Source organism: Kurthia gibsonii (assembly GCF_006539985.1).
In the GTDB taxonomy this organism is placed as follows: Bacteria; Bacillota; Bacilli; order Bacillales_A; family Planococcaceae; genus Kurthia; species Kurthia gibsonii.
In genome coordinates this window covers 87,123-100,355 of sequence record NZ_BJOB01000002.1, presented here as the reverse complement: position 1 = coordinate 100,355, position 13,233 = coordinate 87,123, and the positions used below count along the sequence as shown (strand labels likewise).

The window sequence follows — 13,233 nt, the reverse complement described above, 5'->3', positions numbered from 1 at the left end:
ACAATCTAACCATCCTCCTAGTTCGTTCATAGTTTTATTTTAAGGTCAAACAAAATTTGGGGCAACTGAAAACCTCTTTTTCATTGCAAAGATTGCAATGATTAGACACACAATTGACAACCAAAATGTAAAGTACCCAATTCCTGTCATATATTGATTTAACATATGGTACCAAGGCATATACTTAAAGACATAGTCAATCACAACATCATGTAATGTCCAAATTGCTGTGATGATGATATGAACACTTTTAAAGTCATACATCGGCATATAAAGCAAACCTTGGACAGCCATTAAACCATGACTAACTACAAGCATCCAACCACCAAATCCAAGTGAACCTAACTCGTTTAAGACCATTAAATTCATGACCACAGCCCATACACCGTATTTTACAAGCGTCACAAGCGCTAACGCTTCAAATAAGCGCCAATGTTTTTTTAACAACCAACCAATAATCGCAATTGAAAAGAATAGTGTAGCTGTTGGACTATCTGGTATAAATATTAAAAAGATGGGCTTTGTTTCAGCCAACTGATCTCCGTACCAAATGTATCCATAAATAGAACCTAATAGATTAACGATTAATAACATGGTTAAAAATAATTTTGATATTAAAACCATCCATAATCTCGCCCATATGTAGCGCATGAAATCCCCACCTCTATCTCTATCCATTATATAGTAGATGTTTTCAAACGGTCTACTATCATTTCTTTTTCTGAGAAAAAGTGCTTTGATTTTCGCAAATCAAAGCACTTTTTTCTATTTACTGTAATTGGTTCAACTGATCCGACAACTGTAAAAACCGTTCTTTATCACGATTATCAATTGCTTCATCAATTTGTTGTAATAACATTTTCTTTTGGAAATTTTTCATGCTTACATCGAGTAATTTTTCAGCAACTTCACGATCACCGTAATTCGATTGTAAATACTTTGGAATATACGGATTCTCCTCTAAAACAGCTAAGTAAGCCGGATTAGGTGGTATTTTAGGGAAGTTTAGCTGAATGTATATATCTTCTTCCGAATTCAATCTTAAATCATGAAATGACTTTTCTGCATCAGCCGTCATTAAATTTCCTTTATAAAAACGGAATGGGATTCCAGATGAATCGATTGTCGACATGACCATTGCTCTTGGACAAAAATGCGCTTCTTCTACGAAATGAATTCTTTCTAATAAATCATCGTGCCCTACAATATAATTAAGAATCCAAACACATTCTCTTCGTTTCATATCGTAACGCTTTAAGAACCATTTAATAAATACCTTTTTCTCTACATTTGTCACAGATGCCTTCATAAATACCCCTCCTTTAGTAAGTAATTCTTTCCAATCACTTGCTGAACCGGGTGTAACTTAAGCGTCAAAGCTTGCTTGTAAATCAATCCATTGCGGTTCTTCAGGTTGTAAGCCACGTAAAAGTGCTACAATCTGTAAGGCTTCTTGTCTTTTCCCATCCTCGATTAAGAAATAAACATATTTCTCTAAGAAGTCCACATCTTCTTTATAATCTTCGAATGCCTGACGGTAATGTGTGTAAGCTTCTTCATACATTTCTAAACGATCATAGGCAAGCGCCGCAAAAATTGAAAGAGCTGTCCATTCAAAGTCATCTTTCGATAGACCTTCAATGAGTTCAACAACTTCTTCATCGCGCTCTTCCGATGATAAGATTGATACGAGTGTATGCACTGCTTCCATATATTCTGGGTCAAGTGCAATAGCTTGACGAAGAAATGCTTCTGCTTCCTCTGGCAATTTATTTTTGATTGCCATTTTACCAGCAAACAAGAATAATTCCTTGTCATACTCATCTCGTTTAATACCCTCTTTAATTACTTCTAAAGCTTTGACATTGTCTTCCATCATGGCATAACTTTGCGCCAATAATAGATAACCGGCAAAGTAGTCTGGATCAAGCGCACGTAAATCTTCACCATAGCGTGCTGCCGCTTCGTACATCTCTAATTGAAAAGCACTATACGCTGCACCAAATAATAAATCAGGCGATGTACTCTCTTTTAATGCCTCTAAATAATAATAGTAGGCATCTTCAAAAGCTGCACCCGTACGATGAACTTCTGCAATACGTTCAACTAGACGAACACCTGCAATTTCTTTTTGATTTTTATATAAATTCTCATATAAACGAGCTGCTTCACTTAGACGTCCCATCTCCATTAATAACTCTGCCTTTGCAAAATGAAGAAGGGGTTCATCTGGTAATAACTCAAGCGCTTCATTCATATGTTTTTCTGCTACTTCGTATAAACCTTGCATTTGATAATAATCAGCAAGCGCCAATAATACTTGTGGATATTCTTCTGCATCTTGTGGAATTGATAAGAATAAGTCCAATGCTTCATCTTCTTGATTGATTTCCATCAATAATGAAGCACGGTCAACCTTAATTTGATTTTCTTCTGGGAATAAAAATTGTAAATGCTCTAACACACTCGTTGCTTCATGAATAAAACCTAAATTCATCAAGTAACCAGCAACTTCATATTGCATATCTGGATCGACATGTAACTTGAATTCTTCCATTAGTGCATGAATTTGATTAAGGTCACCTTGCTCCATTGCTTCAACCATTTGTTGTTGGATTGTCATCTGTCATCCACCTATTTCTAAATTATTTTCATCTTTATGCTACATGAGGAAAGTAGGATATACAAGGAAAAACGCTTGAAATATCAAAGAAAATTACAGGTAAAATATGACTGCTTACCTCCTTATTTCTTTGTTTAAAATAAAAACAAACTACCCTGATAAAAACCGCATCATGATAGCTTGTTTTATGAACTATTTCATTAGACTGTCTAAATCTTCAAAGAATGTTGGATAAGATACCGCAATACAATCTGCATCATCTAATGTTACAGCACCATCTGTAATAAGTGCTGCAATGGCATTCATCATACCCATACGGTGATCGCCATATGTCTTTAATGCTGCACCATGAAGCTGTGTAGGACCTTCAATAATCATACCGTCTTCTGTTGCTGTAATATTCGCACCTAATTTTGATAATTCCGCAACAACTGCATCTAAACGATTCGTTTCTTTCACTTTTAATTCTTCTGCATCACGAATAATCGTTGTTCCTTCAGCTTGTGTCGCAAGTAAAGCAATAATTGGAATTTCATCAATTAGCCGCGGAATTAAATCCCCACCAATGGTCGTACCCTTTAACTCTGATGTACGAATAATGACACGACCTGCTGGCTCAGCATGCTCATGGTCATACGGTTGAATTTCTAGATTTGCACCCATTGCTTCTAACACTTCGATGATACCTGTACGTGTCTTATTAAGACCTACATTTTCAAGAGTAATTTCACTACCTTTTGTAATGGCACCTGCTACAAGGAAGAAGGCAGCTGAAGAAATATCACCTGGAACAGCGACATGACTCGCTGTTAACTTTTGCCCACCTGCTAACGAAATCACACCATCTGTTGTATCAATATTTACACCAAATTGACGTAGCATTAATTCCGTATGATCACGTGTTGCTTCTTTTTCGCGAACAATTGTTGTACCTTCTGCATTTAGACCTGCTAATAACACTGCAGATTTAACTTGCGCACTCGCTACAGGCAATGTGTAATCAATCGCTTGTAATATCGTACCTTTCACTGCGATTGGTGTAAATTGTCCATCTTCTCGCCCTGTAATATGTGCACCCATTTCGCGTAAAGGATTAATGACACGCTTCATTGGACGTTTGGCAATCGATTCATCACCAGATAATACTGCGTGTACGTGTGAACCAGCTAGTAAACCAAGTAATAGACGTGTCGTTGTGCCAGAGTTTCCCATGTACAAAATATCCATCGGCTCTTGAAATGCGTCCATACCTTCACTTTCAATCGTCACATCTGTACCTTGTTGTTCGATTTTAACACCCATTTGTTTGCAGGCTTCAATTGTACGAAGACAATCTTCCCCCGGTAAAAAGCCTGTAACTGTTGTCTTACCTTTTGCCATACTTCCGAACATGATGGAACGGTGTGAAATGGATTTATCGCCTGGAACCGTAATCGTTCCTTTTAATGATTGATTTTGTAATTGAACGATTTTTTGCATCGTCATCTCTCCTTTACGAAATATAAAATTCATATGGACTACGTGTACGAATGCATTCTGCTGCTCGCTTACGATCTCCACTTGATTGGAAACTTACAACTAAAATACCGAAAACATCTTCTCTTGTCTCGACAATTCGAATATTTATAATACTAATTTTTTCTTCTGCAAAATAACCTGTAATTTCAGCGATACTACCAGGATAATCTGGTACATCAATATATAAATCATATGTTGTAAATAAGGCACCTGATGTATTAGGTAATGCATCACGAAATTGCTTTGCTTCTTCAAAAAATTGATAAATGTCTTGTTCGGTACCTTGTTCTAAAATCGATTGCACACGTGCCATCTCTTGTTGCCATTTTGCTAATTGGTCTTGTATTTGCGCGCGATTTTGTACCGTAATATCTTGCCACATCGTTGGATTGGAACTAGCAATACGTGTAATATCTCTAAATCCACCTGCTGCCAATCGTTTCGTGAATGGATGCTCTGCATTTTCATTTGCTAGTTGATGCACAAGTGACGCTGCCACAATATGCGGGAAATGACTAACAACCGATGTCATATGATCATGTTCTTCGGCAGAAACAACCATGAGTTTGGCATTTGTTAGTTTTAAAATTCCTTCTAAAGCTTTCACTTGTTCTTCCTTTGTACTTCCCAAAGGTGTCAACATATAATATGCATTTTCAAATAAAATTGGTTTAGCTGCTAGAACACCACTTTTATGTGAACCAGCCATTGGATGCCCACCAATGAATGTAATACCTTTTTCAGCTAAATGTTGCGCTTCTTCCATGATAATAGCTTTTGTACTTCCTGTATCTGTCACAATGGTATGTGATGGTACAGTCCATGTTTGAAGTTCTTTCATCCATTGAAGTGTCGCATTCACAGGTGTCGCAAAAATGACAAAGTCGGCTTCTTTTACGGCTTCTTTCGGATGTGTTGCTGCTTTATGAATAACCCCCAATACTTTCGCACTTTGAAGTGTATCGGCATTTGCATCATAACCGATAATTTCATGTTCTGGAGAGCGTTGTAAAGCAAGCGCAAGCGAACCGCCAATTAAACCTAAACCTACGATGAGAATTCGCTTTTTATTCAAGCGAATACCTCATGTTTTTGTAACACTTCTTCTAGCTGTGCGAGTAAGCCTTCATTTTGTTCTTTTGTGCCAATTGTCACACGAATATAGTTTGGAACACCAAGTGGATTACCGCTACGAATAATATAGCCTCGTGACATTAACTCTTGGAATACAACATCACTATCCATCTTCACTTCAAATAAGATGAAATTCGTATCTGTTGGGTAGTAATCTAATTGGTGTTTTTCACAAAAAGCGATATATTGTTTTTTACCATCTTCATTTATTTCACGACATAACTCAATATATGCTTGGTCCGCAATTGCTACCGGAACAATCGCCTGACTTAATACTGTATTGTTAAATGGACCACGTACAGGGTCAAGTCGTGCAATCAATTCTTTATTGGCAATCCCGTAACCTACACGGAAAGCTGCTAAACCATATGCTTTTGAGAACGTACGCATAATGATTAAGTTGTCGTATTGCTTTAATAGTGGTAATGAATCTGTACAATTTGGATTTGTTACATATTCAAAGTAAGCTTCATCTAAAACGACAAGTACATCTTTCGGTACTTTTTTCAGGAATGCTTGTAATGGTGCGTCTTCAATAACCACACCTGTTGGATTGTTCGGACTACATACCCATACAACTGCTGTATTTTCATCAATTGCATCAAGCATCGCATCTAAATCATGTGTGCGATTCTTTAATGGAATTTCACGAATTTCCGCACCTTCGATCCGTGCATTTAATTTATATTGTGAGAATGATGGTGTTGCCATAACTGTATTTACACCTGGTTGAAGTAACGCGCGTGTCACGATACTAATCAGTTCATCTGAGCCGTTACCAAAAATTAATTCGTCACCATTCACACCTAAATGTTTTGCAACTGCTTCACGCATCTCTGTGCCATAACCGTCTGGATATAATGCAAAGTTATGCACCGCATTCTCTAAATATGCTGTTACTTTTGGTGAGCATCCTAATGGATTTTCATTCGATGCTAATTTTACAATCTCTGATAACCCGAATTCTTTCTTCACTGCTTCAATTGATTTTCCAGGTTGGTATGCTTTCAACCCTTTTACTGATTCTTTCCACTTCATCGTTAAGTCGCCTCTTTCTTCCTCATCTCATTATTTTACTAAGTCTGGTCTTAATTTCACCGCCTCATTTAAATAGACATGGGCAATTTCCTTCTGTGCTTTTTGCGTTTCTACATTCACAAGTAGACGGATACAAAGTGGTAACGCACCCGCTACATTCATTTCGTGCATACACATAACCGGAACGTAATCCCATCCTTCATATGTGCGTACAGCTTTTGCTGGAAAAGCAGATGTAATATCTGGCGTCGTTGTTGCAATAACGGATGATACATCTTCTGCTTTTACTTCATTGCGCTCAATGATTTCTTTTAATAATCTCGTTGTTTCAATCTCTACTTGTGTAGCATCATTTATGCTAATCGTTGTTGCACCTCTAATACCTCGAATCATATGGGACACCTCCTAAACAAGTGTGCGTAGTAGTGTATCGATTTCGCGACATTCTTCTACTGTTACTTTTTGAACAAATGGTTTACCAATTTCATCTAACAGAACAAATTGTAAAATACCATATTCAGCTTTTTTATCTGTCATTAAGTATGGTAATAACGTATCAAACGTAAAATCATGGACTGGCTTGAATGTATAGCCGTTCTTTTGAGCGAAAGCTAAGAACTCTAACGTATTCGCACGATTTAGTTGACCGTACTTTTCACTCAATAATAGGGCATAAACCATACCAATCATAATCGCCTCACCGTGTGCTAACTTTCCAAATCCACAAGCAGCTTCAAGTGCATGACCATACGTATGACCAAAGTTTAAGTATTTACGTACGGAATGCTCTTGTTCATCTTGTGAGACAATTGCTGCCTTTACTGTAATTCCACGTTCTAAATAATGCGCTAATTGCTCTTCTGATAAATGCTGAATGTCTTGCGCTAAAAACTCTTCATACCATTGTTGATCTGAAATCAGTGCATGTTTAATCGCTTCTGCCATACCTGAACGTACTTCTTTTTCAGGTAATGAAGCTAAAAATGCAATATCATATAAAACAGCTTCAGGTTGATAAAACGCACCAATCATATTTTTACCTAGTGGATGATTGATGGCTGTTTTTCCACCTACAGCTGAGTCATGCGCCAAAATAGTTGTTGGAATTTGAACAAATGGGATACCACGCATAAAAGTAGCTGCTACAAAACCTGTTAAATCGCCTACTGCTCCACCACCGAATGCAAAAAGCATTGATTTACGTGTACATTTTTGTTCTAAAAGGAATGTTTGTGCTGCGTAATAACTATCAAATGTTTTACATGCTTCACCTGCAGCTAGAATATGTAACTTGAATGGATGTGGAAAAGCTTTTGTGAAATGCTCTCCATGAATTGCCCAAACATGTTCGTCTGTAAATACAACCAATTGATCGGCTGTTTCGATTTTATCAGCAAGTGATGTAATAGCTTCTGTTAAATGATGTGAACCAATCACGACTTCATAGACGTGAGATGGTGTTTGTACGGGAATACGCATCATTAAAACTCCTTCGCTTGTTGTTTCATTTGCTCGATTTGTTGTTGCAGTTGCGGTAACTGATCTGCATGAAATTGATCTAAAATCGCATTCGCAATTTCAAAGGCAATCGCATGTTCTGCCACAACTGATGCAGCCGGTACTGCACATGCATCTGAACGTTCTACAGAAGCTTTAAATGTCTCTTTTGTTTCGATGTCCACACTTTGTAATGGCTTATAAAGTGTTGGAATTGGCTTCATAACACCACGTACAACAATTGGCATTCCTGTAGACATACCACCTTCTAAACCACCTAGACGATTTGTACGGCGCGTATAACCTTGTTCCTCATCCCAAATAATTTCATCATGTACTTGTGAACCGGGTACATGCGCTGCATCAAAACCAATACCAAATTCAACACCTTTAAAAGCATTGATACTAAGCATTGCTTGTGCCAACTTACCATCTAACTTGCGGTCGTAATGTACATATGAACCGACACCTGCTGGCATACCTTCTACAATGATTTCAACAACGCCACCGATTGTGTCACCAGCTTTTTTTGTTTCATCAATTAACGCAACCATTTTCGCTGAAGCTTCTGGGTCCACGCAGTAACATGGATCTTCTTCTACGATTGCACGGATTTCTTCTACTGATTTGCCTTCAACTGCTTGTCGGTCGATTGTAATACCACCAATTTCTACGACATGCGCTACAATACGAATCCCCAATTGTTCTAAAAGAATCTTAGCTACTGCACCAACAGCTACACGCACAGTTGTTTCACGTGCTGATGAGCGTTCTAAGACGTTTCGTAAGTCGCGGTGACCATATTTAATACCGCCTACTAAATCTGCATGCCCTGGACGTGGACGCGAGATTTGACGTTTGATCTCATTCGGGTCAACATCTTCTGGAAGTGGCTCTGCACCCATAATTTTTGTCCAGTGTTTCCAGTCATCATTCGTTACCACAAGTGCAACAGGAGAACCGAGTGTTTTACCATGACGAATACCTGATGTAATCTCCACTGTGTCTGTCTCGATTTGCATACGTCGACCTCGACCATGTCCTCCTTGGCGTCTTTTCAGTTCATGATTAATCTGTTCTGCTGTAATTGGTAGTAATGAAGGAAGTCCTTCAATAATTGTTGTTAATTGTGGGCCATGTGATTCACCCGCTGTTAAGTATCTCATTTACGCTTTCCCCCTTCACATCGCTAAAGTATATGTTTTTCACTATAACATATATTTTTATAAATTTCAGTTGATTTTATAATAAAAATAAATTAACTGAAATTTTGATGTTTTTTGAATTTATTTTTATTTATAAAAAACCGCTTTTCACATATGCGAAAAGCGCATTCCTCTTATAGTTAACCTTTTTTACGATAGAAAAAGGTATCTTCTACTTCAAAATCATATTGTGCTGGATTAAAAATTTGTTCAGTGCTTCCAACAAATAGTACACCGCCTGGTTTCAAAGCTTTACTGAAGTTATGATAAATTTGATCTTTCGCTTCTTCTGTAAAATAAATCATGACATTACGACAAACGATTAAATCATGATTTTGTTCATATCGATCATTTAATAAGTTATGTTTTTTAAATGTAACCGTTCTTTTAATATCAGGCGTTACTTTATAAAAAGAACCTTCTTGCTCAAAATATTTTTGTTTCATTTGTGCTGGAACTTCGGCAAGGGAGCGCTCCGGATAGATGGCTGCTTTTGCTTTAGCAATTGCATTCTCATCTAAATCTGTAGCTGAAATAGATACTTGAGATAATGGCTGATGATTTGATAGTACCATCGCAAGTGAATACGGTTCTTCACCTGTTGAACAAGCTGCACTCCATACTTTTAAGCGTGGGCTTGCTTTCAAAAGACGTGGTAAAATCTTTTTCTCCAAAACTTCCCATCGTTTACCATTACGATAAAATTCAGATACATTAATCGTCATACGATCTAAAAATTCGTCCATAAGTTCACGATTAACATCCATCTCTTTGAAAAAGTCTACAAAATTACTAAAACCTTTTTTCTCATATAAAGACGTTAAGCGTCGTTTCATTTGTGCCTCTTTGTAAAGAGCTAAATCAATGCCGGTTTTTGTCTTTACACGTTCAACGAACATTTCATAATCTGTCATACCTTTTCCTCCCTCTATTCATACTTACCATTATAAAACATTTTTTCATATTCTGAAATAGTGTAACGTGAAAAGATGTTTATCAGAGCGCTTTCATTCATTTATTAAAAAAAAATGGACATAATCTGAAGCACAATAAAAAAAGAGCCACACAGATGTGCAACTCTTTCATTCAAAGTATCAAATCATTTTTACGGTTAGTAAAGATGTTTTTACTTTACTTATAATTTTCATCTCGTAGATGAAAATTATTTTACTAAACCTTCTTCACCGAAGAATAGACCGATTTCGCGTTCAGCAGATGCTAAAGAATCAGAGCCGTGAATGATGTTTTCAGCTACAGTTGTAGCGTAGTCACCACGGATTGTTCCTGGAGCAGATTCAGCTGGGTTTGTAGCACCCATCATAAGACGAGCTAAAGCGATTACGTTCTCGCCTTCCCATACCATTGCGAATACTGGACCAGAAGTGATGAATTCTACTAATTCACCGAAGAATGGACGCTCTGCATGCTCTGCATAGTGTTTTTCTGCTAATTCTTTTGTGATGTTCATTAGTTTAGCGCCTTTTAATTCGAAGCCACGACGTTCGAAGCGGTCTACGATATCACCTACTACTTGACGTTTTACGCCGTCAGGTTTAACCATTAAAAATGTTTGTTGGATAGCCATGTTTAAATTACACTCCTTAATAATATCTACAGGTATTTTACCTACCGTAAAATTCTATCATTGAATGCCATAATGTTCAACAAATACTATGACAATTTGGTTAAAATTTACGTTTCCCCATGAAATTTGCAATATCTACAAGTGATTTATTCACTGGATGATTCGGTAATTTGTCTACTTCTTTTAACGCTTTTTGTAAATATAAATCACTTATATGATTTGCTTTTTGAATTGCGTCAGATTTTCGAATCGCCTTCAATAATTGTTGACGTTCGCTTTCAGTAATCGGCCCTTCAATCACTTTTTCAATCATTGGACGAATTTGGTCATCTTCTAAAGCATATAACGCTGGTAATGTAACGTTCCCTTGCATTAAATCGCTTCCTGCTGGTTTACCTAGCTGCTTATCCGTTGCCGTAAAATCCAAAATATCATCAATAATTTGGAATGACATCCCTACATAATATCCAAAACGGCGCATATGACGCACAACTTCTGGCGATGCACCTGAAGCGATTGCACCTAACTCACAGCTTGAAGAAATTAAAACAGCTGTTTTACGCTTAATCCGGCGGAAGTAATCACGTAAGTTCTGCTTGAGTACCTGTTTATCTTCAATTTGAATAATCTCTCCCACACAAATCTCAACCATTGTATTCGATAATACTTGATGTGCTTGTTGTTTTTTTATTTGCGTCATATATTCTAATGCTTTTGCAAAAATAAAATCGCCTGCATACATTGCTACTCGGTTATTATACTGTGCTTTTACTGTTTCGCGACCTCTACGTAATTCCGCATTATCAATTACATCATCATGAACAAGTGATGCCATATGAATTAATTCGAGTGGCACAGCAACATTTTTGATTTGTTGAATATCATATTGTCCAAATTTTGCAGCGAGCAAAACAAAAACTGGGCGAATGCGTTTTCCCCCAGCTTTTAAAAGATGCAAAGAAGCTTCATTCAAAAAGTGTGAAGAGGAATTCAGCGCCGTTTCTAATTCTTTTTCGATGATGTCAATCTCTGATTTCATACCAGAGTAGAGCATCTTTAGCTTCATCTTTTCCACGTGAATAAACCTTCTCCCGCCTATTTTTCTTTTTTATAGCCAATATGTGTTGCAGCTGCCCCACCGCTATAAGAGGTATAAGATACATTCACCATACCTGCTTGTTCAAACATTTTCTTCAACTCTTTACGTCCTGGGAACGTATCTGCCGACTCTTGTAACCAAGAATACTCTTTGTAACTTTTAGCTAATAATTTACCAAAAATCGGCATAATATATTTAAAGTAAAATTTAAATAGCTGTTTGTAGACTGGGATCTCTGATTGTGACGTTTCAAGACAAACAATTTTTGCGCCTGGTTTTGCAACACGATTCATTTCACGCAACACTTGCATATAATCCGGTACATTACGTAAACCAAATCCAATTGTTACATAGTCAAATGAATTATCTTCAAAAGGCAGTTCCATTGCGTTCCCTTGAATTAAATTCACATTGTCCATATCTTTTGTTTTATCGATGCCGACATTCAGCATATTTTGACTAAAGTCTAAACCAATAACATCGCCATCTTTACCAACTGCCTCACCAAGCGCAATTGTCCAATCTGCTGTACCGCAACAAACATCTAATGCTTTTGTTCCTGGTTGGATGTTCATTTGCTGCATCGTATCTTTACGCCAGCTTTTGTGCATCTGGAAACTAATCACCGAGTTCATTTTGTCATAGTCACCTGAAATATTCTCAAAGACTTCATGTACGCGTTCTGATTTTGATTGTGCCAATTTTTCAACCTTCCCTCTTCCTACGTTGCACTGTGATTAAGCGCCTCAATTCGACTTAAAACGGCAGTTTTTGCAACATTCGTTAAAAATTCCATAGTATGAATTTCTTCTGTTAGCTTTGTAGCTCGTGTGGTAATTTCTTGTTGGATTACTCGGATGGCTTCATCCTTTGAAGAAAATCTTTCTGAAATTACACGAAAAAGGCGTATTGTACTTGTATCATTTATTACTTTTTTGAGTTCTGCTGATAAACGACTAAGTAACATGCCCTTTTTCATCAATTCAATATATACTGTAAAGCCAAAATGTCCCATAAATTGTTCTACTGCTCTACTAACGATGGTTTCATAGCGAAGGAGCAACTCTTCTAGTGTACACTCTTCCGGTTCATAGAATGCAGTTTTTTGCTCACTGATTTCTGCTACGGCATTTGATAATTTTTGTACAAACTGAATATCTGGTAGTTTTGCTAAGGTGTCATAGTACATGCCACTATAGTAATCTCCAGCTAATACCATCAATTGTTGTGCTTTTGACGTCGCTTGTTGTTCTTTTACCAAATCATGCGTTGTTAAAGCTGTCTGAATCATGGCAACACTTTGAGCAGCTACTTGATGTTGTTTCGTCCACTGTTCACCGTTTACTCTTGGTAGCAATAAATAAAATAATTGATCATCCCAAATTGGTGGCTGACCTGTATATGCTAGGAGGGTTCTATGATGCAATTTATTGTAAATTTCATCTTTTAATTCTGTTACAAGTTGCTCCATGTTAGCTGCATTCATAAAAAAAATCTCCATTCAATTCATTTCCTGATGTTTCAATCAACACGA

The 13,233-nt window shown here is 37.2% G+C and carries 14 protein-coding genes; all 14 read right to left on the bottom strand.

What is annotated here, in order from left to right; all coding sequences use genetic code 11:
- Positions 1-45: 45 nt before the first annotated feature.
- Entirely contained in the window at positions 46-651 is a 606-nt protein-coding gene (lhaT, locus tag KGI01_RS01185) for a lipoprotein heptaprenylglyceryl N-acetyltransferase LhaT (protein ID WP_141272596.1), read from the bottom strand.
- Positions 652-769: 118 nt separating this feature from the next.
- Entirely contained in the window at positions 770-1,309 is a 540-nt protein-coding gene (locus KGI01_RS01180; RefSeq protein ID WP_141272594.1) for a ReoY family proteolytic degradation factor, read from the bottom strand.
- 57 nt (positions 1,310-1,366) lie between these two features.
- The gene (locus KGI01_RS01175; RefSeq protein ID WP_141272592.1) at positions 1,367-2,623 is read right to left on the bottom strand and encodes a tetratricopeptide repeat protein; all 1,257 of its coding nucleotides are present in this window, start codon (positions 2,621-2,623) and stop codon (positions 1,367-1,369) included.
- Between the two features lie 192 nt (positions 2,624-2,815).
- Complete coding sequence (gene aroA, locus KGI01_RS01170; protein WP_373863105.1) at positions 2,816-4,102, bottom strand: 3-phosphoshikimate 1-carboxyvinyltransferase; 1,287 nt, start codon at positions 4,100-4,102, stop codon at positions 2,816-2,818.
- 13 nt (positions 4,103-4,115) lie between these two features.
- Positions 4,116-5,216: a prephenate dehydrogenase gene (locus KGI01_RS01165; protein WP_141272588.1), complete on the bottom strand. Its 1,101-nt coding sequence runs from the start codon at positions 5,214-5,216 to the stop codon at positions 4,116-4,118.
- A complete protein-coding gene (hisC, locus tag KGI01_RS01160; RefSeq protein ID WP_141272585.1) occupies positions 5,213-6,313 on the bottom strand; it encodes a histidinol-phosphate transaminase in 1,101 nt (366 codons plus the stop codon). The genes KGI01_RS01165 and hisC overlap by 4 nt, the downstream gene beginning before the upstream one ends.
- A 30-nt stretch (positions 6,314-6,343) precedes the next feature.
- Positions 6,344-6,706, bottom strand: coding sequence for a chorismate mutase (aroH, locus tag KGI01_RS01155; RefSeq protein ID WP_141272583.1), 363 nt, complete (start codon positions 6,704-6,706; stop codon positions 6,344-6,346).
- Between the two features lie 12 nt (positions 6,707-6,718).
- Positions 6,719-7,792, bottom strand: coding sequence for a 3-dehydroquinate synthase (gene aroB / locus KGI01_RS01150; RefSeq protein WP_141272581.1), 1,074 nt, complete (start codon positions 7,790-7,792; stop codon positions 6,719-6,721).
- 2 nt (positions 7,793-7,794) lie between these two features.
- Positions 7,795-8,976 carry a chorismate synthase gene (gene aroC, locus KGI01_RS01145; protein ID WP_141272579.1) on the bottom strand — a complete coding sequence of 394 codons (1,182 nt, stop codon included), beginning with the start codon at positions 8,974-8,976 and terminating at the stop codon, positions 7,795-7,797.
- Between the two features lie 179 nt (positions 8,977-9,155).
- The gene (locus KGI01_RS01140; protein WP_068454413.1) at positions 9,156-9,929 is read right to left on the bottom strand and encodes a CheR family methyltransferase; all 774 of its coding nucleotides are present in this window, start codon (positions 9,927-9,929) and stop codon (positions 9,156-9,158) included.
- A 248-nt stretch (positions 9,930-10,177) separates the two neighbouring features.
- Positions 10,178-10,600 (bottom strand): nucleoside-diphosphate kinase, encoded by a 423-nt coding sequence (ndk, locus tag KGI01_RS01135; RefSeq protein WP_068454418.1) that lies wholly within the window; start codon positions 10,598-10,600, stop codon positions 10,178-10,180.
- A gap of 100 nt (positions 10,601-10,700) precedes the next feature.
- Positions 10,701-11,675: a heptaprenyl diphosphate synthase component II gene (gene hepT / locus KGI01_RS01130; RefSeq protein ID WP_174795782.1), complete on the bottom strand. Its 975-nt coding sequence runs from the start codon at positions 11,673-11,675 to the stop codon at positions 10,701-10,703.
- 20 nt (positions 11,676-11,695) lie between these two features.
- Positions 11,696-12,400, bottom strand: a complete 705-nt coding sequence (locus tag KGI01_RS01125) for a demethylmenaquinone methyltransferase (RefSeq protein ID WP_068454425.1) — start codon at positions 12,398-12,400, stop codon at positions 11,696-11,698.
- Positions 12,401-12,420: 20 nt separating this feature from the next.
- Complete coding sequence (locus KGI01_RS01120; protein ID WP_170214692.1) at positions 12,421-13,185, bottom strand: heptaprenyl diphosphate synthase component 1; 765 nt, start codon at positions 13,183-13,185, stop codon at positions 12,421-12,423.
- Positions 13,186-13,233: the final 48 nt, after the last annotated feature.

Coding starts and splice junctions, on each gene's coding strand:
- aroC (WP_141272579.1), bottom strand. CDS start 8,976: ATGAGATACTTAACAGCGGGTGAATCACATGGCCCACAATTAACAACA.
- aroB (WP_141272581.1), bottom strand. CDS start 7,792: ATGCGTATTCCCGTACAAACACCATCTCACGTCTATGAAGTCGTGATT.
- KGI01_RS01140 (WP_068454413.1), bottom strand. CDS start 9,929: ATGACAGATTATGAAATGTTCGTTGAACGTGTAAAGACAAAAACCGGC.
- lhaT (WP_141272596.1), bottom strand. CDS start 651: ATGCGCTACATATGGGCGAGATTATGGATGGTTTTAATATCAAAATTA.
- ndk (WP_068454418.1), bottom strand. CDS start 10,600: ATGGCTATCCAACAAACATTTTTAATGGTTAAACCTGACGGCGTAAAA.
- aroH (WP_141272583.1), bottom strand. CDS start 6,706: ATGATTCGAGGTATTAGAGGTGCAACAACGATTAGCATAAATGATGCT.
- hisC (WP_141272585.1), bottom strand. CDS start 6,313: ATGAAGTGGAAAGAATCAGTAAAAGGGTTGAAAGCATACCAACCTGGA.
- KGI01_RS01120 (WP_170214692.1), bottom strand. CDS start 13,185: ATGAATGCAGCTAACATGGAGCAACTTGTAACAGAATTAAAAGATGAA.
- KGI01_RS01175 (WP_141272592.1), bottom strand. CDS start 2,623: ATGACAATCCAACAACAAATGGTTGAAGCAATGGAGCAAGGTGACCTT.
- KGI01_RS01180 (WP_141272594.1), bottom strand. CDS start 1,309: ATGAAGGCATCTGTGACAAATGTAGAGAAAAAGGTATTTATTAAATGG.
- aroA (WP_373863105.1), bottom strand. CDS start 4,102: ATGCAAAAAATCGTTCAATTACAAAATCAATCATTAAAAGGAACGATT.